The organism is Anaeromyxobacter diazotrophicus (assembly GCF_013340205.1).
In the GTDB taxonomy this organism is placed as follows: domain Bacteria; phylum Myxococcota; class Myxococcia; order Myxococcales; family Anaeromyxobacteraceae; genus Anaeromyxobacter_A; species Anaeromyxobacter_A diazotrophicus.
Genome location: NZ_BJTG01000005.1, coordinates 196956 through 219587 on the forward strand (window position 1 = coordinate 196956; position 22632 = coordinate 219587).

22 protein-coding genes are annotated in these 22632 nt (G+C 73.3%); 4 read left to right on the forward strand and 18 right to left on the reverse strand.

Annotation, left to right across the window (positions count from 1 at the left end; all coding sequences use genetic code 11):
• Window positions 1–14: 14 nt before the first annotated feature.
• The 3 genes from HWY08_RS12070 (at window position 15) to pdxA (ending at window position 3228) form a co-directional block, all read left to right on the forward strand.
• Entirely contained in the window at window positions 15–965 is a 951-nt protein-coding gene (locus tag HWY08_RS12070; RefSeq protein ID WP_176065450.1) for a peptidylprolyl isomerase, read from the forward strand.
• Between the two features lie 53 nt (window positions 966–1018).
• Window positions 1019–2029, forward strand: a complete 1011-nt coding sequence (locus HWY08_RS12075) for a peptidylprolyl isomerase (RefSeq protein ID WP_176065452.1) — start codon at window positions 1019–1021, stop codon at window positions 2027–2029.
• A 152-nt stretch (window positions 2030–2181) separates the two neighbouring features.
• The gene (gene pdxA / locus HWY08_RS12080) at window positions 2182–3228 is read left to right on the forward strand and encodes a 4-hydroxythreonine-4-phosphate dehydrogenase PdxA (RefSeq protein ID WP_176065454.1); all 1047 of its coding nucleotides are present in this window, start codon (window positions 2182–2184) and stop codon (window positions 3226–3228) included.
• Window positions 3229–3235: 7 nt separating this feature from the next.
• On the opposite strand, the gene ychF is transcribed toward pdxA, so the two are convergent.
• From ychF to atpH, 15 genes are all read right to left on the reverse strand, one after another.
• Window positions 3236–4348 carry a redox-regulated ATPase YchF gene (ychF, locus tag HWY08_RS12085; protein WP_176065456.1) on the reverse strand — a complete coding sequence of 371 codons (1113 nt, stop codon included), beginning with the start codon at window positions 4346–4348 and terminating at the stop codon, window positions 3236–3238.
• 124 nt (window positions 4349–4472) lie between these two features.
• On the reverse strand, window positions 4473–5000 hold the full coding sequence (gene atpF, locus HWY08_RS12090) for a F0F1 ATP synthase subunit B (protein ID WP_176065458.1): 528 nt from the start codon (window positions 4998–5000) through the stop codon (window positions 4473–4475).
• A 47-nt stretch (window positions 5001–5047) separates the two neighbouring features.
• A complete protein-coding gene (gene atpE, locus HWY08_RS12095; protein WP_176065460.1) occupies window positions 5048–5278 on the reverse strand; it encodes an ATP synthase F0 subunit C in 231 nt (76 codons plus the stop codon).
• A gap of 74 nt (window positions 5279–5352) precedes the next feature.
• The gene (atpB, locus tag HWY08_RS12100) at window positions 5353–6480 is read right to left on the reverse strand and encodes a F0F1 ATP synthase subunit A (RefSeq protein ID WP_176065462.1); all 1128 of its coding nucleotides are present in this window, start codon (window positions 6478–6480) and stop codon (window positions 5353–5355) included.
• Window positions 6477–6851 (reverse strand): hypothetical protein, encoded by a 375-nt coding sequence (locus HWY08_RS12105; protein ID WP_176065464.1) that lies wholly within the window; start codon window positions 6849–6851, stop codon window positions 6477–6479. The genes atpB and HWY08_RS12105 overlap by 4 nt, the downstream gene beginning before the upstream one ends.
• A complete protein-coding gene (locus HWY08_RS12110) occupies window positions 6848–7114 on the reverse strand; it encodes an AtpZ/AtpI family protein (RefSeq protein WP_176065466.1) in 267 nt (88 codons plus the stop codon). Before HWY08_RS12110 ends, HWY08_RS12105 begins: the two co-directional genes overlap by 4 nt.
• Window positions 7115–7257: 143 nt before the next feature.
• Window positions 7258–8550: a glutamate-1-semialdehyde 2,1-aminomutase gene (gene hemL, locus HWY08_RS12115; protein WP_176065468.1), complete on the reverse strand. Its 1293-nt coding sequence runs from the start codon at window positions 8548–8550 to the stop codon at window positions 7258–7260.
• Window positions 8551–8607: 57 nt separating this feature from the next.
• The gene (locus HWY08_RS12120) at window positions 8608–9456 is read right to left on the reverse strand and encodes a tetratricopeptide repeat protein (protein WP_235969594.1); all 849 of its coding nucleotides are present in this window, start codon (window positions 9454–9456) and stop codon (window positions 8608–8610) included.
• A complete protein-coding gene (gyrA, locus tag HWY08_RS12125) occupies window positions 9453–12161 on the reverse strand; it encodes a DNA gyrase subunit A (protein ID WP_176065470.1) in 2709 nt (902 codons plus the stop codon). Before gyrA ends, HWY08_RS12120 begins: the two co-directional genes overlap by 4 nt.
• A gap of 84 nt (window positions 12162–12245) precedes the next feature.
• Complete coding sequence (locus tag HWY08_RS12130) at window positions 12246–13046, reverse strand: hypothetical protein (protein ID WP_176065472.1); 801 nt, start codon at window positions 13044–13046, stop codon at window positions 12246–12248.
• Window positions 13047–13110: 64 nt separating this feature from the next.
• A complete protein-coding gene (locus tag HWY08_RS12135) occupies window positions 13111–13509 on the reverse strand; it encodes a F0F1 ATP synthase subunit epsilon (RefSeq protein ID WP_176065474.1) in 399 nt (132 codons plus the stop codon).
• A 2-nt stretch (window positions 13510–13511) separates the two neighbouring features.
• Window positions 13512–14960 (reverse strand): F0F1 ATP synthase subunit beta, encoded by a 1449-nt coding sequence (atpD, locus tag HWY08_RS12140; protein WP_176065476.1) that lies wholly within the window; start codon window positions 14958–14960, stop codon window positions 13512–13514.
• Window positions 14961–14998: 38 nt separating this feature from the next.
• Entirely contained in the window at window positions 14999–15871 is an 873-nt protein-coding gene (atpG, locus tag HWY08_RS12145; RefSeq protein WP_176065478.1) for an ATP synthase F1 subunit gamma, read from the reverse strand.
• 21 nt (window positions 15872–15892) lie between these two features.
• Complete coding sequence (gene atpA / locus HWY08_RS12150; protein ID WP_176065480.1) at window positions 15893–17428, reverse strand: F0F1 ATP synthase subunit alpha; 1536 nt, start codon at window positions 17426–17428, stop codon at window positions 15893–15895.
• A gap of 46 nt (window positions 17429–17474) precedes the next feature.
• Window positions 17475–18014 carry an ATP synthase F1 subunit delta gene (gene atpH / locus HWY08_RS12155; protein ID WP_176065482.1) on the reverse strand — a complete coding sequence of 180 codons (540 nt, stop codon included), beginning with the start codon at window positions 18012–18014 and terminating at the stop codon, window positions 17475–17477.
• A 180-nt stretch (window positions 18015–18194) separates the two neighbouring features.
• Between atpH and HWY08_RS12160 the strand changes: the two genes are divergently transcribed.
• A complete protein-coding gene (locus tag HWY08_RS12160) occupies window positions 18195–18632 on the forward strand; it encodes an Hsp20/alpha crystallin family protein (RefSeq protein ID WP_176065484.1) in 438 nt (145 codons plus the stop codon).
• Window positions 18633–18784: 152 nt separating this feature from the next.
• Here HWY08_RS12160 and HWY08_RS12165 read toward each other — a convergent pair whose 3' ends face one another.
• The 3 genes from HWY08_RS12165 to HWY08_RS12175 form a co-directional block, all read right to left on the reverse strand.
• A complete protein-coding gene (locus tag HWY08_RS12165) occupies window positions 18785–19201 on the reverse strand; it encodes a bactofilin family protein (protein ID WP_176065487.1) in 417 nt (138 codons plus the stop codon).
• Window positions 19202–19368: 167 nt separating this feature from the next.
• Entirely contained in the window at window positions 19369–20259 is an 891-nt protein-coding gene (locus HWY08_RS12170) for a ParB/RepB/Spo0J family partition protein (protein ID WP_176065489.1), read from the reverse strand.
• Window positions 20260–20261: 2 nt separating this feature from the next.
• Window positions 20262–21041 carry a ParA family protein gene (locus HWY08_RS12175; RefSeq protein WP_176065491.1) on the reverse strand — a complete coding sequence of 260 codons (780 nt, stop codon included), beginning with the start codon at window positions 21039–21041 and terminating at the stop codon, window positions 20262–20264.
• Between the last annotated feature and the right edge of the window lie 1591 nt (window positions 21042–22632).

Genomic DNA, 22632 nt, shown 5'->3' on the forward strand with positions numbered 1-22632 from the left:
CCCGGAGGAGCGCGTTGCGCCCCGCAGCCCTCACCCTCGCCGCCCTCGCCGCAGCCGGCCTCGCCGCCGGCTGCGGACGCGGGGGCGACCGCTCCGCCGCCGCCGGTCCGAAGCCGGTGGCGACGGTGGACGGCGAGCCCATCTCGGCCGAGGCGCTGCGCCGGGAGCTCGACCACGCCCGCGCCCAGGGCGGCGAGGGCGGCTCGCCCGACGGCGTGCTGCGCCGGCGGCTGCTCGACGACGCGATCGACCGCGCGCTCCTCCTGCAGGAGGCGAAGGCGCGCTCGATCGCGATCGGACAGGACCAGGTCGAGCGGGCGCTCCTGCGCGTGCGCAGCGAGTACACCGGCTCGCACTTCGACGACCTGCTCGCCGAGGAGCGCACGAGCGAGGCCGAGCTCAAGGCGAAGCTGCGCGACCAGCTCACGGTGGAGCGGCTCTTCGCCGAGCAGGTCTTCCCGAAGGCGCAGGTGGACCCGGCGGAGGTCGCCCGCTACTACGCCGAGCACCCGCAGGAGTTCGAGCAGCCGCAGCAGGTGCGCGCCTCGCAGATCGTCGTCCGCACCCGCGAGGAGGCGCAGAAGCTCCGGGACGAGGTGCGCCGGCGCCCGCAGAGCTTCGCCGAGGTGGCGCGCCGCGCCTCGATGGGCCCGGAGGCGAAGGAGGGCGGCGACCTGGGCTGGTTCGGCAAGGCCTCGGGCATGCCCGAGGTCTTCGACACCTGCTTCGCCCTGCCGCTGCAGGCGGTCTCGCAGGTGACGCCGTCGCCGTACGGCTTCCACCTGTTCAAGGTCACCGCGCGCCGCCCGGCGCAGCGGCGCCCGCTCGACGAGGTGCGGCCGGCCATCCAGGAGCGGCTGGTGCGCGAGAAGCGCGCCCGCGCCCAGGAGGAGTACCTGGCCGCGCTGCGCGCCCGGGCGAAGATCCACGTCGACGAGCAGGCGCTGGGCGCGGTCGCGCCCTGAGCCGCCGACCTGCGCGCTGACGGCGCGGGCCCGCTCCGCGTACAATGCGCCTCATGATCCTCGCCCTCCTCCTCGCCGCGGCGGCGCCCGCGCCGGCCGCCGCCCCGCCGCCCGCGGCCGCGCCCGCGGCGCCGGCCGCGCCCGGCGTCGTCCTCGACCGCGTGGCCGCGGTGGTGAACGGCGACGTCATCACGCTGGGCGAGCTGGAGGAGCGGGCGGGCGCAGACCTGCGCCGCGCCGACGCCGAGCCGGCCGGCCCGGCCCGCGAGCGCGCCCGGGCGCGCGTCCTGCAGCAGGCCTTCGACAACCTGCTGGCCGAGAAGCTCTTCGGGGCCCAGGTGGCCGCGCTGGGCGTCGAGGTCAGCGAGGCCGAGGTGGATCAGGTCATCGACGACGTGAAGAAGCGCAACCACCTCGACGACGCCCGCCTGGAGGAGGCGCTCGCCACCCAGGGGATGGACCGCGCCGCCTACCGCAAGGCGGTGAAGCGCGACCTCGAGTCGATGCGGATCATCCAGCTCAAGATCAAGAACAAGGTGAAGGTCTCGGACGAGGACGTGCAGAACTACTGGCAGACGCACCCCCAGGAGTTCCGCTCCGACGAGGAGGTCCGCGTCCGCCACATCTTCCTCGCCCTGCCCGAGGGCGCCGGGCCGGCCGAGGTGGCGCGGGTGCGCGAGCGGGCGGAGAAGCTCGTGGCGCGGCTGCGGCGCGGCGAGGAGTTCGGGCTCCTGGCGCGGCAGGCCTCCGAGGGGCCGAGCGCGAGCGAGGGCGGCGAGCTCGGCTGGCTGCGCCGCGGCACGGTCCAGCCGGAGGTGGAGAAGGCCGCCTTCGGGATGCAGCAGGGCCAGATCTCCGACCCGGTGCGGACGCGCAGCGGCTACCAGATCCTCCAGGTCGAGGAGCGGCGCGGCGGCGGCCCGCGGCCGCTGGCCGAGGTGAAGGAGGAGATCCGGGACCGGCTCATGAACGAGCAGGCCGATCGCTACCGGAGCCAGTTCATCGCCGAGCTCAAGAAGGACGCGGTGCTCGACATCAAGCTGCCGGAGCTGAAGGCGGATTGATCGATCGGGGGCTGCGCCCCCGCCCCGCCGGCAAAGCCGTCGGGGCCCCACCCCAGCTCGGCGGGGCCCTTCGCGCTTCGCGCCGGCCTCCGCCGGCTCGCGAAGCGCCTCCCGCCGCGCGGCCCGACGGGCGCGTGCTACGCTCCGCCGCCATGGCCATCCGCATCGCGATCAGCATGGGCGATCCCTCCGGCATCGGCGCGGAGGTGACCGCGCGCGCGCTGGCGCGCCTGCGCGGCGCGCTCGTGCCGTACGTCTACGGCGACGCCGCCGTGTTCGCGGCGGCGGCCCGGCGCGCCCGGCTGGCGCTGCCCACCGTGGCGCTGGGCGAGGCGCTCCCGGCCGGCGGCGCGCTCGTCGAGGTGACCCGGCTCGCCCGCGCCGCGGCGCTCCCCGGGAAGCCGGCCCGCGCCGGCGGCCCGGCCCAGCTCGCCTACTTCGAGGCCGCCTACCAGGCGGTGGCGAGCGGCGCGGCCGACGCGCTCTGCACCGCGCCGGTCTCGAAGGCGCAGGTCCAGCTCGCCGACCGCCACTTCGTCGGCCACACCGAGTGGCTCGAGGCGCGCACCGGCGCCCCGCGCTCGGTGATGATGCTGGCCGGGCGCCGGCTGCGCGTGGCGCTCGTCACGAACCACCTGCAGCTCGCCCGGGTGCCGCGCGCGGTGAGCGCGGGGGGCCTCCTGCAGACGCTCACCGTGACCGCGGCGGCCATGCGCGGCGACTTCGGGATCGCGAAGCCGCGCCTCGCCGTCTGCGCCATGAACCCGCACGCCGGCGAGGGCGGGGCCTTCGGGGACGAGGAGCGGCGGCTGGTGGCGCCGGCGCTCGCCCGCGCCCGGCGCCTCGGCCTCGACGCGAGCGGCCCGTACCCCGCCGACAGCGTCTTCGGGCGGGCGGCGGCGGGCGAGTTCGACGCGGTGATCGCGCTCTACCACGACCAGGGGCTCATCCCGGTGAAGCTGCTCGACGCCGTGCTCTCGGACGCGGCGGTGAACGTGACGCTCGGGCTCCCCATCGTCCGCACCAGCCCGGATCACGGCGTCGCCTACGACCTCGCCGGGAAGTGGAAGGCGAGCGAGAAGAGCATGATGGCCGCGCTGGCGCTGGCGGCCCAGCTCGCGGCGCGGCGGCGGCGGGCGAGGCGGCACGCCGCCGCGACGGCACGCGCGGGAGGGTCAGCGGCGGGGCGGGGCCGGTAGCCCCCGTTCAGACATTGAACCTGAAGTGCATCACGTCGCCGTCCTGGACGACGTACTCCTTGCCCTCGACGCGCATGAGGCCCTTCTCGCGGACCGCGTGCTCGCTGCCGAGCGTGAGCAGGTCCTCCACCCGCATCACCTCGGCCTTGATGAAGCCGCGCTCGAAATCGGTGTGGATGACGCCGGCCGCCTGCGGGGCGCGGGCGCCCTCCTTCACGGTCCAGGCGCGGCACTCGTCCTCGCCGGCGGTGAGGAAGGTGATGAGGCCGAGCTCGCGGTAGCCGGCGTGCACCAGGAGGTTCAGCCCTGGAGAGGTGAGGCCCAGCTCGCGGAGGAACTCGATCCGCTCCGCCTCGGGCAGCTCGGCGATCTCGGCCTCGACCTTGCCGCACAGCACCACCGCCTCGTAGCCCTCCTCGGCCGCGAGCGCCTTCACCGCCTGCACCCGCGGGTCCTCGCCGGCGCGGGCGAGCTGCGCCTCGTCCACGTTGGCCACGTAGATGACCGGCTTGCTGGTGAGGAGGAACAGGTCGGCGATGGCGGCCCGGTCGTCCTCGGAGAGCTTCTGGGCGCGGACCGGCTTCCCCTGCTCCAGGCCCGCCTTGACCCGCTCCAGCGCCGCCAGCTCCGCCTTGGCGAGCTCGCCCGGCTTCCCGGGCGCCTTGGCGTTCTTCTGTGCCCGCTCGCGCCGCTTCTCGACCGACTCGAGGTCCTTCAGCATGAGCTCGGTCTCGACCACGTCGCGGTCGCCGCGCGGGTCGACCTTGCCCGCCACGTGCACCACGTCCGGATCGTCGAAGCAGCGCAGCACGTGGGCCACCGCGTCCACCTGCCGGATGTGCGACAGGAACTGGTTCCCGAGCCCCTCGCCCTTCGAGGCGCCGGCGACGAGGCCGGCGATGTCCACGAACTCGAGGGTGGTGGGGGTGGTCTTCTTCGGCTGGAAGAGCCGGGCCAGCTTCGCGAGCCGCTCGTCCGGCACCGGCACGACCCCGACGTTCGGGTCGATGGTGCAGAACGGGTAGTTGGCGGCCTGCGCCTTGGCCGAGCCGGAGAGCGCGTTGAAGAGGGTCGACTTCCCGACGTTGGGGAGGCCGACGATGCCGATGCCGAGCGCCATGGTGCGTTCCTTCTAACGAAAAAGGCCCCGGCGGGCGGGGCCTGCGTGCGAGCGCAGGGCTGGCCGGAGGAGGCCAGCCCGGAGCGAGCGGGGGGTATGGGGGGCCGGAACGGCCCCCCCATCTCTACGCCGCGCGCTCGGGGAGCTGCGCGATGTACTCCTCGACGAGCTTCCGCTGCGACTTCTCGTCGAGCGACGACTGGATGAGGCGGCGCGCGGCGTCGATGGCGAGGTCGGCCACCTGGCCGCGCAGCTCGGCCACCGCCTTGGCCTTCTCGTCCTGGATCTGCTGGCGCGCCTGGGCGACGAGGTCGTCCGCCTCCTTGCGGGCGCGGGCGGTGAGCTCCGTGCGGAGCGCCTCCACCTCGGCCTTCGAGCGCTGGGCCATGGCCTGCGCCTCACGCTGCGCCCCGGCCAGCGAGGCCTTCTGCTCGGCGAGCATCTTCTCCGCCTCGGCCCGCTCCTTCTTCGCCTGCTCGATGGCGTCGCGGATGGTCCGCTCGCGCTCATCCAGCATCTTGACGATGGGGCCCCAGGCGAACTTCCCCAGCACGACGATCAGGACCAGGAAGGTGATGGCGGTCCAGAGCGTGAGCCCCGGGTTCAGGTCCAAGATCCCCGCGGCGAGGACCGGCGTGATGACGGTGTTCATCTGAGAGCTCCGTGAGAGGTGCGGGTCGAGGCGGTGCGGGCGGCCGGCTACTTGTTGATGGCGAGGAGCAGGCAGACCACGATGGCGAACAGCGTGGCGCCTTCGATGAGGGCGGCCGCGATGATCATCGAGGTGCGGATGTCGGCGGCGGCGGTCGGCTGGCGGGCCGAGCCCTCCAGGGCGGCGGCGGCGAGCTTGCCGATGCCGAGGCCGACGCCGATGACGGACATGCCGGCGCCGAGGCCGGCGGCGAGGTAACCGAGTGCGAGGCTGGTCATTTCACTGACTCCGTGAGGCGTGGGGCGGGTTCTTGGACGGGCCGCCGTGGTCCCGTGGCGCGTACCGCGCTCGACTACCCGTGGGCGGGAGCCTTCCCGTCCGCGTGAGAAGCGTGATCCTGCGAGCCCATGCCGGGGCCCGCGTGGCCGTGCTCGCCGGCCTCGCCGTGCTCCTCGTTCCCGTGGTGCACGAGCCCGGCGCCGATGAAGAGCGCCGACAGCATGGTGAAGATGTAGGCCTGCACGAAGGCGACGAAGAGCTCGAGCATGAAGATGGCGAGCGCGAGCGCCACCGAGGCCGGGGCGACGAAGATCGAGATGGAGAAGATGAGGCCGAGCAGCGCCAGGATGACGAAGTGGCCCGCCACCATGTTGGCGAAGAGACGGACGGTGAGGGCGAAGGGCTTCGTGAAGAGCCCCAGGAACTCGACCGGGATCATGATGGGCCACAGCCAGGCGAGCGACTTCGGCACGCCGCCGGTGAGGTGGGCGAGGTAGCCGCCCACGCCCTGGGCGCGGATCGCCGCGTACTGGGTGACGAAGAAGGTGAAGAGCGCGAGGCCCACCGTCACCGAGACGTTGGCGGTGGCGGTCGCCAGGAACGGCACCAGGCCGAGCAGGTTCAGGACCAGGATGAAGAAGAAGGCCGAGCAGAGGTAGGGCACGAACCGGTCGGCGTCGCGCTTGCCGATGTTCGAGACGGCGATGTCGCGGACGAACTGCACCAGCAGCTCGAGGAAGTTGTAGAAGCCGCGCGGCACCAGCGCGCGCCGCCGCCCGGCGGTGCCGAAGACGAGCAGGAGCACGATCGCCCCCACCCACAGCATGACCACGTGCTTCGAGGGGGTCATGTCGACGGTGAGCCCGCCGAGGTGGAGCAGCCAGCCGCCGCCGGTGAGCTCGCGCAGGTTCACCTCGCAGTTCCACCGGAACTCGCCCTCGCAGACGCCGGGCAGCTCGAGCACCTCGCCGTTCGCGACGTGGTGCATCATCACCTCGGGCAGCGAGTGGCCGCCCTCGTGGCCGCCGGCGGCCGCGTGCTCGCCCGCGGCGCCGTGCTCGCCGGCGGGGGCGCCGTGCTCGGGCGCGGCCACCGTGCCGTGCTCGGCCGGCTCGCCCGGGCGGTCGGCGTGCGCGGCCGGCTCGGGCGCGGCCTGCGCGAGCGCCAGGGCGAGGGCGAAGGGGGCGAAGAGGCTCGTCATGCGGGGGTCCCGGAGCCGCGGCCGAGGCTGGCGACGTACCAGGCCTCGACGGCGGCGAAGAAGAAGTACGGCACGAAGAAGGCGACCACGAAGGCGACCACGCTGCCGCCGGTGCGGACCACGAGCACCGTGCCGAGCGCGACCACCAGGATGCGGAACAGGAAGGCGATCACCATGACGGCCAGCGCGGCCTTCACCGGGCTCCGCCCGCCGGCGAAGCGGCCCATGGCGAGGAGCGAGCCGAGCGCGGTGGCGCTGGCCGACGCGGCGCCGACCAGCGCGGCGCGGCGCGCGGCGTCCCCGCCGGCGACGGCGCAGAGCGCGAGGGCGAGACCGGCCGCGGCGGCCGCGACGGCGAGCTGGCGCGTCAAGGGTCCTTCTTCCCCAGCACGGTCTTGAAGAAGCTCACGAATCCCACCAGCATCCCGACGCCCGCGCCGACGAGCAGGAGCCACGGCGTCGTGTGGCCCAGCTTCTTGTCACCCCACCAGCCGAGCGCGGTCATGAGCCCCACCGACGCGACCAGCTGCGTCGAGGCGCCCATGTACGGCGCCGCCTTGCGGTAGGCGTCGGCGAGGTTCGACAGCCCCTCGTCTGGCGGACCCCGGCGATCCTTGTCGTCGCTGTCGGGCACGCTTCGCCTCCGATGGCCCGCCGCAGCTCCGCGGCGGGCCGCGCCCCCGGGCTCCCGCGTGCGGCCGGGGCCCGAATCCCTTGTGTTTCCGCGCTCCGGGAGGGCAGAGCCGTATAGCAGGCGCGACAAAACGCGTCAATGGCTCAGGCGCCCCGCACCGCCTCCTGGAAGGCCTCGCGCGCCGCCGCGATCGTGGTCCGGATGTCCTCCGGCGAGTGGGCCGCCGAGACGAAGGCCGCCTCGAACTGCGACGGCGGCAGGTAGACCCCGCGCTCCAGCATGGCGTGGAAGAAGCGGCCGAAGCGCTTCGCGTCGCACTTGCGGGCGCTCGCCGCGTCGAAGACCGGCTCGCCGGAGAAGAAGACCGTCAGCATCGACCCGACGCGGTTCACCTGCACCGCGGCGCCCGCCGCGGCGGCCGCCTCCGCCAGGCCCGCGGCCAGGTCGGCCGAGAGCTGCTCCAGCTTGCGGTAGGTCGCCTCGGAGAGCTCGGAGAGGGTGGCGGTCCCGGCCGCCATGGCGAGCGGGTTCCCGGAGAGCGTGCCCGCCTGGTAGACCGGGCCGGCCGGCGCGATCTTCTCCATCACGTCGGCGCGCCCGCCGAAGGCGCCCACCGGCAGGCCGCCGCCGATCACCTTCCCGAAGGTGACGAGGTCGGGCCGGAGGCCGTAGAGCCCGCAGGCGCCGCCCATCGCGAGCCTGAACCCGGTCATCACCTCGTCCACGATGAACAGCGCGCCGTGCGCCTTGCAGATCCGGGCCAGCCCCTCGAGGAAGCCGGGCTTCGGGACGAGCACGCCCATGTTGCCCACCACCGGCTCGGTGATGACGGCGGCGATGGTCTTCCCGGTCTTCTCGAAGAGCCGCTCCACCGCGGCGAGGTCGTTCCAGGGCAAGGTGAGCGTGTGCTTCGCGAGGTCCGCCGGCACGCCGGGCGAGTCGGGGAGGCCGAGCGTCTCGACGCCCGAGCCCGCCTTCACGAGCAGCGGGTCGCCCGCGCCGTGGTAGCAGCCGTCGAACTTGAGGAGGTCGTCGCGCCCGGTGAAGCCGCGCGCCAGCCGGATGGCGGCGGTGGTGGCCTCGGTGCCGGAGGAGCAGAAGCGCATCCGCTCGAGCCAAGGCATGCGCTGCCGCACCAGCTCGCCGAGCCGGATCTCGCGCGGGCTGGGGGCGCCGAAGCTCGAGCCCTCCTTCAGCGCGTCCTGCACCGCCTGCATCACGTCGGAGTGGCAGTGACCGAGGATGAGCGGCCCCCAGGAGCCGACGTAGTCGAGGTAGGCGTTCCCGTCCACGTCCCACATCCGCGAGCCGCGACCCTTGGCGATGAAGCGGGGCGTCCCGCCCACGCCCTTGAACGCGCGGACGGGGCTGTTGACGCCGCCGGGGAAGAGGTCCTTGGCCTTCGCGAACAGCTTGTCGCTGTAGTCGGTCTTCACGGTGGGTCCTTTCGCACTGGGGCTGCGCTCGCCGGGCTCGCGGGCCCGGGGAAGAGGTCACTCATGGCCAAAGGCGCTGGCGCGGTCGCCGGGGGCGGAGGTGCGCGAGCGCTCGCGCCGCGCCTTCACCTTGGCGAGCGCGAGCCGGAGGGTGTCGGGGCGGGGGTGGCCGTCGAGCGCCTGCTCGTAGAGCGCCAGCGCGCGGTCGAGCTTGCCGGCGTCGGCGGCGAGCCCGGCCTGCCCCTCCAGCGCGCGGGCCCGGAGCTCCGGACGCGGCCGGCGCTCGAGCAGCGCCTGGAAGGCGCGCTGCGCCTCGTCGCTGCGCTTCTCGAGCGCCCACGCCTGGGCGGTGAGGAGCTGCGCCTCGTCGGCGACGTCGGAGTCGGGCCAGCGCTCGCGCAGCAGCCGCGCCTCGGTGCGCGCTTGCTCGTAGTTGCGCAGGTCGAGGTAGGCGGTCGCCACCTTGAGCTGGTAGGCGGACGCCTCGGGGGCGTCGCCCTGGGCGATGTCGGCCCACTGGGCGATGGCGCCCATCGCGTCGCCGAAGCGCTGCAGGTAGATGTCGCCCGTCATGGCGCGCGCCTTCCAGGCCTCCTCGGTGCCGGGGTAGAGCGCCACCACACGGCGGTAGTACGAGACCGCCTGGGTGAAGTCGCCGAGCTCGAGGTAGGCCACGTCGCCCGCGCCGCGCAGCGCCTTGAGCCGGAGCGCCGCGTCGCCCTCCGGCAGCCGCCCCTCGCCCAGCTCGGCGAGCACCTCCTGGTAGCCGGCCAGCGCCTCGGCCGGCTTCCCGGCGCGCCGCGCCGCGTTCGCGCCGTCGAGCCGCCGCGCCGCCCCGCCGCAGGCGAGGAGCGCGGCCGCGAGCGCGACCAGGGCGCGCGCCCGGCTCGGCGGAGGCGCGATCACGCCCCGTCCCCGTCCCCGCCCTCGGGCTCGCCGCCGTCCGCGCCGCCGTCGGGCTCGCCCGGCTCCTCGCCGGCGGCCTCGCTCGCCGGGGCGCCGTCGGCGGGCGCCGCGCCCTCGACCTCGGGCTCGCCCTCCGCCACCCGCGCCACGCCCGCCACCTGCTCCTCGCGCGACTCGACGGTGATGAGCCGGACGCCCTGGGTGTTGCGGCCGATGAGGCTGATGCCGCGCGCCGGCATGCGGATGAGCATGCCCTTGTTCGTGATGAGCATCACCTCCTCGGTCTCGAGGACCGAGGTCGCCGCCACCACCGGACCGTTCCGCTCGGTGGTCTTGATGGTGATGATGCCCTTCCCGCCGCGCGTCTGGAGGCGGTACTCGCCGAGCTCGGTGCGCTTGCCGTAGCCGTTGGCGGTCACGGTGAGGATGGTGGGCGCGAGCTCGCCCTCGCGGGCGGGGGCCACCACCTCGGCCGACACCACCTCGTCGCCGTCGGCCAGGGTGATGCCCTTCACGCCGTAGGCGCCGCGCCCGGTGGCGCGCACGTCGGTCTCCTCGAAGCGGATGGCCATGCCCTGCGCGGTGGAGAGCAGGACGTGCGAGCGGCCGTCGGTGAGGCGAGCCGAGATGAGCGCGTCGCCCTCCTCGATGCCGACCGCGATGATGCCGGCCGTGCGCGGGCGGCTGAAGGCGTCGAGGCGCGTCTTCTTGATGCTGCCCTTCCTCGTGGCGAGGAAGACGAACTCCTGCTCGGCCGCCACCGCCTCCTTCTCGGCCGCCTCGGTGGCCGCCGCCACCTCCTGGTCCAGCACCTCGTCGGCGCCGGCCGGCGGCGCCGGGAGCTGGCGCACCGGCAGGATGGCGGCCACCTTCTCGCCGGGGGCGAGCTGGACCAGGTTCACGATGGGCTTGCCGCGCGCGGCGCGCGAGGCCTGCGGGATCTCGTGGACCTTGAGCCAGTAAACCTTCCCCTTGTCGGAGAAGACGAACAGGTAGCTGTGCGTCGAGGCGACGAAGAGGCTCTCGAGGAAGTCCTCCTCGCGCGCGCCGGCGCCGGTCTTGCCCCGGCCGCCGCGGTGCTGGGCGCGGTAGAGCGAGACCGGGTTCCGCTTCACGTACCCGAGGTGCGAGACGGTGACGACCATCTCCTCCTCGGCGATGAGGTCCTCGAGGTCGAGGTCGCCCGGGTCGCCCTGGATCTCGGTGCGGCGCTCGTCGGCGAAGAGCTGGCGCACCTCCTTGAGCTCGTCGACGATGACCTGGAGCAGCACCTTCTCCGAGGCCAGGATCTCCTTCAGGCGCGCGATGAGCTTCTGCACCTCGGCCAGCTCGTCGAGGATCTTCTGCCGCTCGAGGCCGGTGAGGCGCTGCAGCTGCAGCTCGAGGATGGCCTTGGCCTGGAGCTCGGAGAGCCCGAAGCGCGCCATCATCTGGTCGCGCGCCGCCTCGCGGTCGGCCGCCTTCTTGATGAGCTCGATGATCTCGTCGAGGTGGTCGAGCGCGATCTGGTAGCCGAGCAGGATGTGCTCGCGGGCGCGCGCCTGCTTCAGCTCGTAGCGGGTGCGGCGCGTGACGACGTCGCGCCGGTGCGCCACGAACCGCTCCAGCATCTCCTTCAGGTTGAGGATGCGCGGCTGCCCGCCGTCGATGGACAGCAGCGTCACCCCGAAGCCGGTCTGGAGCGCGGTGTGGGCGTAGAGGTTGTTGAGCACGACCTGCGCCACCGCGTCGCGCTTCAGCTCGATGACGACGCGCATGCCCTCGCGGGAGGACTCGTCGCGCAGGTCGCTGATGCCCTCGAGCTTCTTGTCGCGGACGAGGTCGGCGATGTGCTCGACGAGCTTCGCCTTGTTCACCTGGTACGGGATCTCGGTGACGACGATCGCCTCGCGCTCGGTCTTGGGGTGGACCTCGATCGCGGCGCGGGCGCGGACGGTGATGTTGCCGCGGCCGGTCTCGTACGCCTTCCGGATGCCGTCGCGGCCGAGGATGATGCCGGCGGTGGGGAAGTCGGGCCCGGGCACGAACCGCATGAGCTCGGGGATGGTCGCCTTCGGGTTCTGGACCAGGTGGATGGCCGCGTCCACCACCTCGCCCATGTTGTGGGGCGGGATGGAGGTGGCCATGCCGACCGCGATGCCGGAGCTGCCGTTGACGAGCAGGTTCGGGAAGCGCGCCGGCAGGACGAGCGGCTCCTGGGTGGAGTCGTCGAAGTTCGGGCCCCAGCCGACCGTGTCCTTGTCGATGTCGGCGAGGAGGAAGTCGGCCAGCTTCTCGAGGCGGCACTCGGTGTAGCGGTAGGCGGCGGCGGGGTCGCCGTCGACCGAGCCGAAGTTGCCCTGCCCGTCGACGAGCGGGTACCGCATGTTCCAGTCCTGCACGAGGCGGACGAGCGCGTCGTACACGGAGCTGTCGCCGTGCGGGTGGTACTTCTTCAGCACCTCGCCCACCACGCCGGCGCACTTGGAGTAGCGCTTGTTGTGGTGCAGCCCCTCGGTGTGCATCGCGTACAGGATGCGCCGGTGCACGGGCTTGAGGCCGTCGCGCACGTCGGGCAGGGCGCGCCCGATGATGACCGACATCGAGTAGTCGAGATACGACTTGCGCATCTCGTCTTCGATGTTGACCTGCGTGCGGTGCCCGTCGCCCGGCGGCGGCGCCGAGGCCGCGGGAGGCGGTGCGGGGGGGAGGGTCTCGTCGGGCATCGTGGGGGTCTTCGAGGCGTCCGGGCGGAGGCGATCCGGGGCGCGGCGGGGGAGGGCCTTTTATAGCCCTTGAGCCGCGGACTTTCAAGGGTTTTCGGGTTCGGATGGGGCCGCCAGCGCCCCCTGCCGCGCGCCGAACGGCAGGCCCGCCAGCGCGGCGTCCACGAGCCCCGCCACGGCGCCCGCGTCGCGCGGATCCACCCCGCCGCGGAGCGTGCGGTGCCACCGCACCGCGCCCGTCGCCGGGTCGACCAGCTCGGCCTGGAGCTCCACCTCGTCCCCGTCGAACCAGCCGCGCGAGGCGAGCCACGCCTCGGCCGGCGGGAGCCCGGCGTAGGGCGGCGGCGGGCCCGCCGGCACGGCCACGTTCAGCCCGACGAAGAAGCCGAACCCGACCGGCGCCGGGACGTAGGGCCGCGGGGCGAAGTAGACCGGCCGGGCGCCGGGGGCGAACGCCGGCGCCGGGCCGACCCCGCGCGCCCCGCCGCCCCGCGGCGAGCGCGAGCCGGAGCGGGAGAGCAGCACCGCCGACACGACGATCGCCACGACGACGAAGACGATCCCCACCGCCGACCAGAGCTGCGCGTCCTTGCGCTCGCCGGTGCGGGCGATCGCGCGCGCCCGAACCACCAGCAGCGCCTCCGGCGCGGTGGCGTCGAGCCCGCGGCCTTCGAGCGCGGCGGCGAGCGCGGTCCGGCTCTGCGCCAGCGCGCGCGCCTCCTCGCCGGGGTCGATGGCGTGGGTGCCCTCCATCCACAGCTCGAGCTCGGGCGCGGCGAGGGCCACGCGCGCCGGGAACGCCGGCGGCGCGTCCGAGCCTGACACCTGCTGGCGCGCGGTGGCGCACGCGAAGGCGAGGCAGGTGAGGAGGGCGACCAGGCGCATGCGGCCCCAGGGTTGTAGGGCGGCGGGCGCGCCGCCGCCCGGTCCGGCGCGCCGGCCGGGGGCGCTACCGCCCGGCGACGCCGAGGCGCGAGGTGGCGCGGCGGACGCGGGCCGACTCGAGGGCGTGGTTCTGGTCCTGCTCGGTCATGGTGCGGAGCCGCTCGGTGGCCTCGTGGAAGGCGCGCTCGGCACGCTCCACGTCGATCTCGTCGCGCCGCTCGGCCGAGTCGGCGAGCACCAGCACGCGATCCTGGTCCACCTGCAGGAAGCCGCCGCCGACCGCGAAGTGCTCCTCGCGGCCGCCGCTCACCACGGTGAGCCGGCCCGGCTCGAGGCCGGACATGAAGCTGGCGTGCCCCGGCCGGATGCCGAAGCCGCCCTGCGTGCCCGGCGCGCGGACCTCGTCGCAGGTGAGCTGAGCGACCCGGCGCTCGGGCGTGACGATCTCGAGGGAGAGCGGCATGGTTACCCCTGGACCAGCTTCTTCGCCTTCTCGACCGCCTCCTCGATGGTGCCGACCATGTAGAAGGCCTGCTCGGGGAGGTCGTCGTGCTTGCCCTCGACGATCTCCTTGAAGCCGCGGATCGTGTCGGCGAGCTTCACGTACTTGCCGGGGTTGCCGGTGAACTGCTCGGCGACGTGGAACGGCTGCGAGAGGAAGCGCTGGATCTTGCGGGCGCGCGCCACCGTCAGCTTGTCCTGCTCGGAGAGCTCGTCCATGCCGAGGATGGCGATGATGTCCTGGAGCTCCTTGTACGTCTGGAGCGTCTCCTGGACGTTGCGCGCCGTCTGGTAGTGCTCCTGGCCGAGCACGAGCGGATCGAGGATGCGGGAGGTCGAGTCGAGCGGGTCGACGGCCGGGTAGATGCCGATCTCGGTCAGCTTGCGGGAGAGCACCGTCGTCGCGTCGAGGTGGGCGAAGGCGGTGGCCGGGGCCGGGTCGGTGAGGTCGTCGGCCGGCACGTAGATGGCCTGCACCGAGGTGATGGCGCCCTTCTGCGTGGAGGTGATGCGCTCCTGCAGCTCGCCCATCTCGGTGGAGAGCGTCGGCTGGTAACCGACGGCGGAGGGGATGCGGCCGAGGAGCGCCGAGACCTCCGAGCCCGCCTGCGTGAAGCGGAAGATGTTGTCGATGAAGAGGAGCATGTCCCGGTTCTCCTCGTCGCGGAAGTACTCCGCGATGGCGAGGGCCGAGAGCGCGACGCGGGCGCGGGCGCCCGGCGGCTCGTTCATCTGGCCGTACACGAGGACGCACTGGCTCTTGGAGAGGTCGTCCTCCTTGATGACGCCCGACTCCATCATCTCGTGGTAGAGGTCGTTGCCCTCGCGGGTGCGCTCGCCGACGCCGGCGAACACCGAGAAGCCGCCGCGCGCCTTGGCCACGTTGTTGACGAGCTCCATGAGGAGCACCGTCTTGCCGACGCCGGCGCCGCCGAACAGGCCGATCTTGCCGCCGCGCAGGTACGGGGCGAGGAGGTCGATGACCTTGATGCCGGTCTCGAAGGCCTCCACCTTCACGTTCTGCTCGACCAGCGTCGGGGGCGCGCGGTGGATCGGCAGCCGCTTCTTCGCGTTGACCGGGCCGAGCTCGTCGACCGGCTCGCCGACGACGTTGAGGATGCGGCCCAGCACCGCGTCGCCGACCGGCATGGTGATGGGGGCGCCGGTGTTCTTCACCGGCATCCCGCGCACCAGGCCCTCGGTCGAGTCCATGGCGATGCAGCGGGCGGTGTTCTCGCCCAGGTGCTGCGCCACCTCGATGACGAGGTTGTCCTGGCGCTCGTCCACGCCGGGGTTCGTCACCGCCAGCGCGGTGTAGATCTCGGGCAGCGCGCCGGGCGGGAACTCCACGTCGACGACGGGGCCGATGACCTGGGTGATCTTGCCGTTCATGAGGTGCATCTCGGTGGCCATGTGATTCCTCGGAGCTCGGTGGGCGGGACGGGCCCGCGTTACTTCAAAGCCTCGGCGCCGCTCACGATCTCCATCAGCTCCTTCGTGACGTAAGCCTGGCGGGCGCGGTTGTACTGGAGCGTGAGCGCCGCGATCATGTCCTCGGCGTTCGTGGTGGCGGACTCCATCGCGGTCATGCGGGCGCCGTGCTCGCTGGCGGCGGAGTCGAGCAGCGCGCGCCACACCTGGATGGCGAGGTGCTTCGGGACGAGGTCCGCGAGCAGCTCGTTCCGCGACGGCTCGTACAGGAAATCGTAGCCCTGCGGCGCGGCGGCGGCGCCGGGGGTGACGATGGGGAGGAGCTGCTTCACCACCACCGTCTGCGCGATGGCGCTCTTGAACTCGTTGTAGCAGAGGAAGACCGCGTCGACCTCGCCGGAGAGGAAGCGCTGCGACAGCTCGGTGGCCAGCTCGGACGCCTTGGCGTAGGTGGCGAGCTGGTGCACGCCGCCGTAGTCCTTGCGGACGGGCATGTGGCGCGCGCGGAAGAAGTCGCGCGCCTTGCGGCCGAGGATCGCCACGTCGACGTGCTCGTACTGGTCGCTCGTCTCGGTGAGGAAGCGCTGGGCGCGCCGCACCACGTTCGAGTTGAACGCGCCCGCCAGGCCGCGGTCGCTCGTGAGGAGCACGAGCTCGGCGCGCTTCACCGGCCGCGCGGCCAGGAGCGGGTGCGACGGCTTCTCCTCGGCCGCGGCCCGCGACGCGATGCGCGCGAGGGCCTGCTCGAGCAGGGTGGCGTAGGGCCGGGCGCGGGTGATGGCGTCCTGGGCCCGGCGCAGCTTGGCCGCCGAGACCATCTTCATGGCCTTGGTGATCTGCCGGGTGTTCTTGACGGACCCGATGCGGGTCCGGATGTCGCGCAGGGAGGGCACGGGGCCTTCGCTCCTTCCGGCCTACGCCGCCTCGGCCTGGAAGACGCCGCGGAAGTCGGCCAGCGCCTTGTTGATCGAGGCCTTGATGCCGTCGTCGAGGGCCTTCTTCTCGGCGATGGTCTTCGCGATCTCCGGGTGCCGGGTGTCGAGGAACTCCATGAGCTCCTTCATGTACCGGCCGACCTGCTCCACCGGGACGTTGCGGATCCACCCCACCCCGGCCTCGTCGCGGTTGGTGGCGGCGTAGATCTGCAGCACCTGCTTCTCGACCGGCATCGGCTGGTACTGGCCCTGCTTCAGCACCTCGACCAGGCGCTCGCCGCGGGCCAGCGTCTCCTGGGTGGCCTTGTCGAGGTCGGAGCCGAACTGGGCGAAGGCGGCCAGCTCGCGGTACTGCGCGAGCTCGAGCTTGAGCGAGCCCGCCACCTGCTTCATGGCCTTGATCTGCGCCGAGCCGCCGACGCGCGACACCGAGATGCCGACGTTGATGGCCGGCCGGACGCCCTGGTTGAAGAGGTCGGTCTCGAGGAAGATCTGCCCGTCGGTGATGGAGATGACGTTGGTCGGGATGTAGGCCGAGACGTCGCCGGCCTGCGTCTCGATGATGGGGAGCGCGGTGATGGACCCGCCGCCCTCCTTGTCGGAGAGCTTGGCGGCGCGCTCGAGCAGGCGGCTGTGGAGGTAGAACACGTCGCCCGGGTACGCCTCGCGGCCCGGCGGGCGGCGGAGGAGCAGCGAGAGCTGGCGGTAGGCGACCGCGTGCTTCGAGAGGTCGTCGTACACGATGAGCGCGTGGCGCCCGGAGTCGCGGAAGTACTCGCCCATGGTCACGCCGGTGTACGGCGCGAGGTACTGGAGCGGGGCGGGGTCGGAGGCGTTGGCGGCGACGACGATGGTGTAGTCCATCGCGCCCGCCTGGCGCAGCCGGTCGACCACCCGCGCCACCGTCGACTGCTTCTGGCCGATGGCGACGTAGATGCAGACGAGGTTGTTGCCCTTGTTGTTGATGATGGTGTCGATCGCGACCGCGGTCTTGCCGGTCTGGCGGTCGCCCAGGATGAGCTCGCGCTGCCCGCGGCCGATCGGCACCAGCGCGTCGATCGCCTTGAGGCCGGTCTGCATCGGCTCGTGCACGCTCTTGCGCTTCACGATGCCGGGGGCCTTCACCTCGATCTTGCGCGACTGCTTCGCCGCGATGGCGCCGCGGCCGTCGATGGGCTGGCCGAGGCCGTCCACCACGCGCCCGAGCAGCTCCTCGCCCACCGGCACCTCGGCGATGCGGCCGGTCCGCTTGACGGGGTCGCCCTCGCGGATGTGCTCGTAGGGGCCCATGACCGCGGCGCCGACGTTGTCCTCCTCGAGGTTGAGGACGAGGCCGCGGACGCCGTGCGGGAACTCGAGCAGCTCGCCGGCGGCGGCGCCGCCGAGGCCGTAGATGCGGGCCACGCCGTCGGCCTGCGACAGCACGGTCCCGGTCTCGCTGACCTCGACCTTCTTCCCGTAGTCCTTGATCTGCTCGCGGATGATGCGGCTGATCTCGTCGGCGCGGATTTCCATGGCTTCGTTCGGCTCCGGTGCTGGGCGTTGAAGAGGAGAGGCGTCGCTACTGCTTCAGGGCGCGGCGCAGCTCCTCGAGCTGCGCGCGGACCGACCCGTCGTAAGTGAAGCTGCCCACCTGGGCGACGACGCCGCCGAGGAGGGCGGGGTCGACCGCGCGGTCGAGGATCACCTGGGCGCGGGTGGCGTGGGCGAGCTTGTCGGCGATCGCCTGGGCGGCGGTGGTCTCGAGCGGCACCGCCGACACCACCCGGGCGCGCAGGCGCCCGAGCTGCCGATCGGCGAGCTCGCGGAAGACGTCGACCACCGCGCCGAGGTAGGCGAGGCGGTTGCGGTCGCCCAGGAGGAAGAGGAGGTGCGAGGGCTCGGGGTCGAGGCGCAGGGCCGCCGCCAGCTTCCCGCCGACCGCACGCCGCTGCTCGCGCGTGTAGATCGGGTTCACGAGCACGTCGTTCAGCTCCGGAGACGCGCCGACAGCCTCCTGGAGGGCGGCCAGGCTCTGGGACCAGGCCTCGACCTTGCCCTGCTCGACCGCCAGGTCGAAGAGGGCCTTCGCGTATCGCCGCGCGATGGATCCAACGATCATAAGGGGCGGCCCAAGTAGCACGCCGGGACGGGTCGGTCAAGGGCGGCCTGCCGTTCATTCTCCTTGGACTCTCGGCAGTTACGGGGCCGGCGCGGCGGACTGTCGCGCCGTTTGACAGGGGTCAGGACCGCTTTACGTTGGCGTCACCCGGAGACGGGGAGAGAAAACGGAGGAAAGATCATGACGATGCTCACGAGGTGGGATCCCTGGAGGGATCTGCAGAGGCTGCAGGAGGAGATGAGCCGCGGGTTCGACGACCGGCTGCTGGCGCGGGGGGGCGAGTCGGTGGGCTGGACGCCCAAGGTGGACATCTTCGAGGACGAGGAGGGCGTCGCGCTCCGCTTCGAGCTGGCCGGCGTCGAGCCGAAGGACGTCGACATCCGCTTCGAGAACGGGGTGCTGACGCTGCGCGGCGAGCGGAAGATGGAGCAGGAGGAGAAGAAGGAGAACTACCACCGCGTGGAGCTCTCCTACGGCACCTTCACCCGCTCCTTCTCGCTGCCGGGCACCATCGACGCCGAGAAGATCCGCGCCGAGTCGAAGAACGGCGTGCTGACCGTGCACCTTCCGAAGAAGCCGGAGGCGAAGCCGAAGTCGATCCAGGTGAAGATCAACTGACCGCGCCTGGCGCTCGCCCCACCCCCTCACGCCGCCGATGGGCGGCAGCCGCCTCGCGGGCGGCACCCCGGGTGGACGGCGGACGCGGAAAGGGGCCCCGCGCGCGAGCGCCGGGCCCCTTTCTTCGGCGGACCGTAGTTACTGTAGGTGAATTAGCCCTTGACCGCGGCGATCGGCGTCGCCGCCGGCTTCCGGTCGGCCGAGAGGTTCTCCATCTTGGTCTGGCCCTCGAAGATGACGCCCTTCTCGACCATGAGCGAGGGGGTCTCGACGTTGCCGCGCATCTTGGCCGGGTGGTGCAGCTCCACCGCGTTCTTGGCGCGGACGTTCCCCGTCACCTCGCCGTGGATGATGATGGTCCCGCAGCTGATCTCGGCGGAGATCTTGGCGCCCTCACCGACGACGAGCACGTCGCCCGTGACGATGGTCCCGGTGAACTTCCCGTCGATGCGGACCGTCCCCTCGAAGGTCAGCTTGCCCTCGAACTCGGACCCGCGCCCCAGCAGGGCGTTGAGGTCGCTCGAGGCGGCGGGGGTGGAGGTGACGTCTTCACGCTTCAGCATGGCCATGGGCTGCGGCTCCTCGCGGTGTGGAGAGAGGGTGACGGGCTCGGCGCGCTCGGCGGGGCCGTGCGCGGGCGAGGGGCCGTCCTCTCGTGGCTTGTTCCAGAAAGGCATGTCGCCTCGGGTGCTTCGCTTCGCCGCAGGGCCGCGAGGCCCGGACGGCACGGACTTCATTACGCGCCAATCTTGCCGAGTATTCCGTCCAGCTCGTCGAGCGAGGTGTAGTCGAGCTCGAGCCGACCTGTCGAATCGGACTTGGGGACCACCCGACAGCGGCACCCCAGGCGGCGCTGCAGGCGCGCGATCACCGCGCGCACGGCCGCCGAGTCGCCGGTCGCGCCGGCGGTGGGACGCTTCTTCCCTCCGCCCGCCAGCTCGCGGACGAGCGCCTCGGTCGCTCGCACGGAGAGCTGCTCGCGGAGCACGCGCTGCGCCGCCCGGCGGATGGCCTCGGCCGCCTCCAGCCCGAGCAGCGCGCGCGCGTGGCCCATCTCCAGGCGGCCCTCGCGCACGGCGTCGCGGACGTCGCCGGGGAGCCGCAGCAGGCGGAGCGCGTTCGCCACCGTGGAGCGCTCCTTGCCCACCTTGTCGGCCACCTGCTCCTGGGTGAGCCCGTGCTCGTCCACCAGCGCCTGGTAGGCCTCGGCCTCCTCGATGGCGTTGAGGTCGGCGCGCTGGACGTTCTCGACCAGCGCGATCTGGAACGCCTGCGCGGGCGTCGCCTCGCGCACGATGGCGGGGATCTCCTTCAGCCCCGCGCGCTGCGCGGCGCGCCAGCGGCGCTCGCCGGCGACGATGCGGTACCGGGCGCCGTGGCGGCGGACCAGGATCGGCTCCACCACCCCGTGCTCGCGGATCGAGGCGGCGAGCTCCTCCAGCCGGTCCTCCTCGAAGCGCTTGCGCGGCTGCTCCGGGCTGCGCTCGATGGCCTCGACCGGCAGCGCGAGCAGCGCCTTGCCGGCGGCGGCGGCCGCGGCGCTGGTGGGCGCGGGGGCGGGGGCGTTCGAGAGGAGCGCGGCCATCCCGCGCCCGAGCGCGGGGCGCCGCTTGTCGGCGAGGCTCATCGTCAGGCCGCCTTCCCTAGCCGGTCGGCGCGCTTCACCACCTCGCGCGCCAGCTCGAGGTAGCTCTGGCACCCCTTCGACGCCACGTCGTAGAGCAGGATGGGCTTGCCGTGCGAGGGGCTCTCGGAGAGCCGCACGTTGCGCGGGATGACGGTCTTGAAGACCTCGCGCCGGAAGTGCTTGCGGATCTCGTCCTCCACCTGCTGCGCCAGGTTGTTCGCGGCGTGCATGGTGAGGACGATGCCGTCCACCAGCAGGCCGGGGTTCGCCTGCTCCTTCACGAGGTCGATGGTGCGGAGCACGTCGGCGAGGCCCTCGAGCGCGAAGTACTCGCACTGGAGCGGGATGATGACGCCCTGGGCGGCCACGAGGCCGTTCAGCGTCAGCAGGCCGAGCGAGGGCGGACAGTCGATGAGGACGTACTCGTACTCGGACGCGATGGCGGCCACGGCGTCGGCGAGCCGCCGCTCCCGGCCGGACACGTCGGCGAGCTCCAGCTCGGCGCCGACGAGGTGCCGGCTGGCGGGGGCGAGGTCCAGGAACTTGAGCTCGGTCTTGCGCACGACGTCGGCGAGGGGCACCCCGTCGAGGAGCGCCTCGTAGACGCTCGCCTCGACCTCGTCGCGGGCGATGCCCAGCGCCGACCCGGCGTTGCCCTGGGGGTCGACGTCGATGAGGAGCGTCCGCCGCTCGGCGGCCGCCAGCGACGCCGCCAGGTTGACGGCGGTGGTGGTCTTGCCGACGCCGCCCTTCTGGTTCGCGATGGTGATGATGCGCGGCATGAGCTCCTCTCGGCGGGCAGCCCTACCGCGCGGCGCGGGGCGGCGCAAGGACGCGACCGCGGCGGCGGGGAAGAGGGGGGTGGAGGCGGGGCTCGGCTGGGGGATCACGGGGCGGACCTCCGGGGACGGGGACGGCATTCTCGATCGCGGCCCTGACAGCGCCCGGAAGATCGCGGTGTTCCACGTGGAACAGGAACCGGGCCGCGGGCGGGGTTGTTCCACGTGGAACGGCACCGGCCTGTGGGTGGCGGCTCCTCTCCCTGCGGCGCGGGGAGTGTCGGGGAGAGGGGCCTCTCGAAGCCGCTCGCCGGGCCGACGGAGCTCGCCACCCGGAGCGGTCCGCACGCTTCGGGGCGACTGCCCCGCGAAGGCTCCACGGTGGGACGCTGCGGTCGCGGCGCGCGGCGCCGGCTGCGGGGTGGCCGCGGCCGCGGGGCTCCGGCCGCAGCTGGCTGTGCGCGCGTCGCGCGCACCTGCGGGGCGCTCGGCGCCGGCGCCATGCGGCGTGAGGCGGGGTCGCGCAGGATCGCAGGTGGTGCAGGCGCCGCCCGCGCGCCGGCGCACCACGGCGCCGGGGTCGCGCGGCCTCGTGACCCGCCAGGCGGCCTCCGCCAAGCGCGGCCGCGGCTCCCCCTCCGCCGGCACCTCTGGGATCGAGCCGCGGAACGCGGGCGCCCGGGACTGCCGCTCTGGCTCCAGGGATCCTGAACCCACGGCGCCCCGCGCGGCTCTGGAGCCTGGTCGCGCCAACGGCGACCCTCGTCCCGTTCCACGTGGAACAACCCGGGCGCCGACGCGGGGGCGTCGCCCACCCGGCGCTCGGGCCGCTCGCCGGCGCGCCCCGGACCTCCTCGATATGGTGGGCGCTGCGGGAGGTCCCCCAGCTGCGACGGCACCCACTTCCCCTCGCGCGCCGCCGGCTGCGGGGTAGCCGCGGCCGCGGGGCTCCGGCCGCAGCTGGCTGTGCGCGCGTCGCGCGCACCAGCGGGGCACGCGGCGCCGGCGCCATGCGGCGTGAGGCGGAGCCGCGCAGGATCGCAGGCGGTGCAGGCGCCGCCCGCGCGCCGGCGCACCACGGCGCCTGGGTCGCGCGGCCTCGTGGCCCGCCAGGCGCGGCCGCGGCTCCCCCTCCGCCGGCACCTCTGGGATCGAGCCGCGGAACATCGGCCCCGATCCTGTCGGTGGGTCCCGAGGTCGCGGCCCTCCACCGGCGCCCGGTGCGGCTCGCGCGCTCGGGCGCTCCGAGATGACCCTCGCCCGTTCCACGTGGAACACCCCGGGCGACGGCTGCGCGGGAACCGCGGCCGCACCCGAGCTGGCGCGGTACCCAGGGGCGCCGCCGGTCCGCGCCCGCCACGCGGGCGCGGCACCCCTTCGCCCCCCAACACCTGGGCGAGCTGGCGCCTCCGCCGCAATGTCCGCCCCTCGGAGTCACCTCCGGGCCGGTGGACCGGCGCCGCGACTCACTCCGGCTCGGTCGCGCTGCAGCGCTCCGCGGGCTCCGGGTCGGGCGGCGCGCGTGCGCCGAGGTGACCCGCCTGCGCTCCGCAAGCGAGCCATCGAGCAGGTGCAGGCGCTCTCATCATGTTCC

What these genes read in the sequence shown, in the direction of transcription:
- HWY08_RS12175 (WP_176065491.1), bottom strand. Translation starts at nt 21,041, where the DNA reads ATGCCGCGCATCATCACCATCGCGAACCAGAAGGGCGGCGTCGGCAAG.
- HWY08_RS12160 (WP_176065484.1), top strand. Translation starts at nt 18,195, where the DNA reads ATGACGATGCTCACGAGGTGGGATCCCTGGAGGGATCTGCAGAGGCTG.
- atpH (WP_176065482.1), bottom strand. Translation starts at nt 18,014, where the DNA reads ATGATCGTTGGATCCATCGCGCGGCGATACGCGAAGGCCCTCTTCGAC.
- ychF (WP_176065456.1), bottom strand. Translation starts at nt 4,348, where the DNA reads ATGGCGCTCGGCATCGGCATCGTCGGCCTCCCCAACGTCGGGAAGTCG.
- HWY08_RS12135 (WP_176065474.1), bottom strand. Translation starts at nt 13,509, where the DNA reads ATGCCGCTCTCCCTCGAGATCGTCACGCCCGAGCGCCGGGTCGCTCAG.
- atpF (WP_176065458.1), bottom strand. Translation starts at nt 5,000, where the DNA reads ATGAACACCGTCATCACGCCGGTCCTCGCCGCGGGGATCTTGGACCTG.
- atpE (WP_176065460.1), bottom strand. Translation starts at nt 5,278, where the DNA reads ATGACCAGCCTCGCACTCGGTTACCTCGCCGCCGGCCTCGGCGCCGGC.
- gyrA (WP_176065470.1), bottom strand. Translation starts at nt 12,161, where the DNA reads ATGCCCGACGAGACCCTCCCCCCCGCACCGCCTCCCGCGGCCTCGGCG.
- atpA (WP_176065480.1), bottom strand. Translation starts at nt 17,428, where the DNA reads ATGGAAATCCGCGCCGACGAGATCAGCCGCATCATCCGCGAGCAGATC.
- atpD (WP_176065476.1), bottom strand. Translation starts at nt 14,960, where the DNA reads ATGGCCACCGAGATGCACCTCATGAACGGCAAGATCACCCAGGTCATC.
- HWY08_RS12170 (WP_176065489.1), bottom strand. Translation starts at nt 20,259, where the DNA reads ATGAGCCTCGCCGACAAGCGGCGCCCCGCGCTCGGGCGCGGGATGGCC.
- HWY08_RS12165 (WP_176065487.1), bottom strand. Translation starts at nt 19,201, where the DNA reads ATGGCCATGCTGAAGCGTGAAGACGTCACCTCCACCCCCGCCGCCTCG.
- HWY08_RS12130 (WP_176065472.1), bottom strand. Translation starts at nt 13,046, where the DNA reads ATGCGCCTGGTCGCCCTCCTCACCTGCCTCGCCTTCGCGTGCGCCACC.
- atpB (WP_176065462.1), bottom strand. Translation starts at nt 6,480, where the DNA reads ATGACGAGCCTCTTCGCCCCCTTCGCCCTCGCCCTGGCGCTCGCGCAG.
- pdxA (WP_176065454.1), top strand. Translation starts at nt 2,182, where the DNA reads ATGGCCATCCGCATCGCGATCAGCATGGGCGATCCCTCCGGCATCGGC.
- HWY08_RS12075 (WP_176065452.1), top strand. Translation starts at nt 1,019, where the DNA reads ATGATCCTCGCCCTCCTCCTCGCCGCGGCGGCGCCCGCGCCGGCCGCC.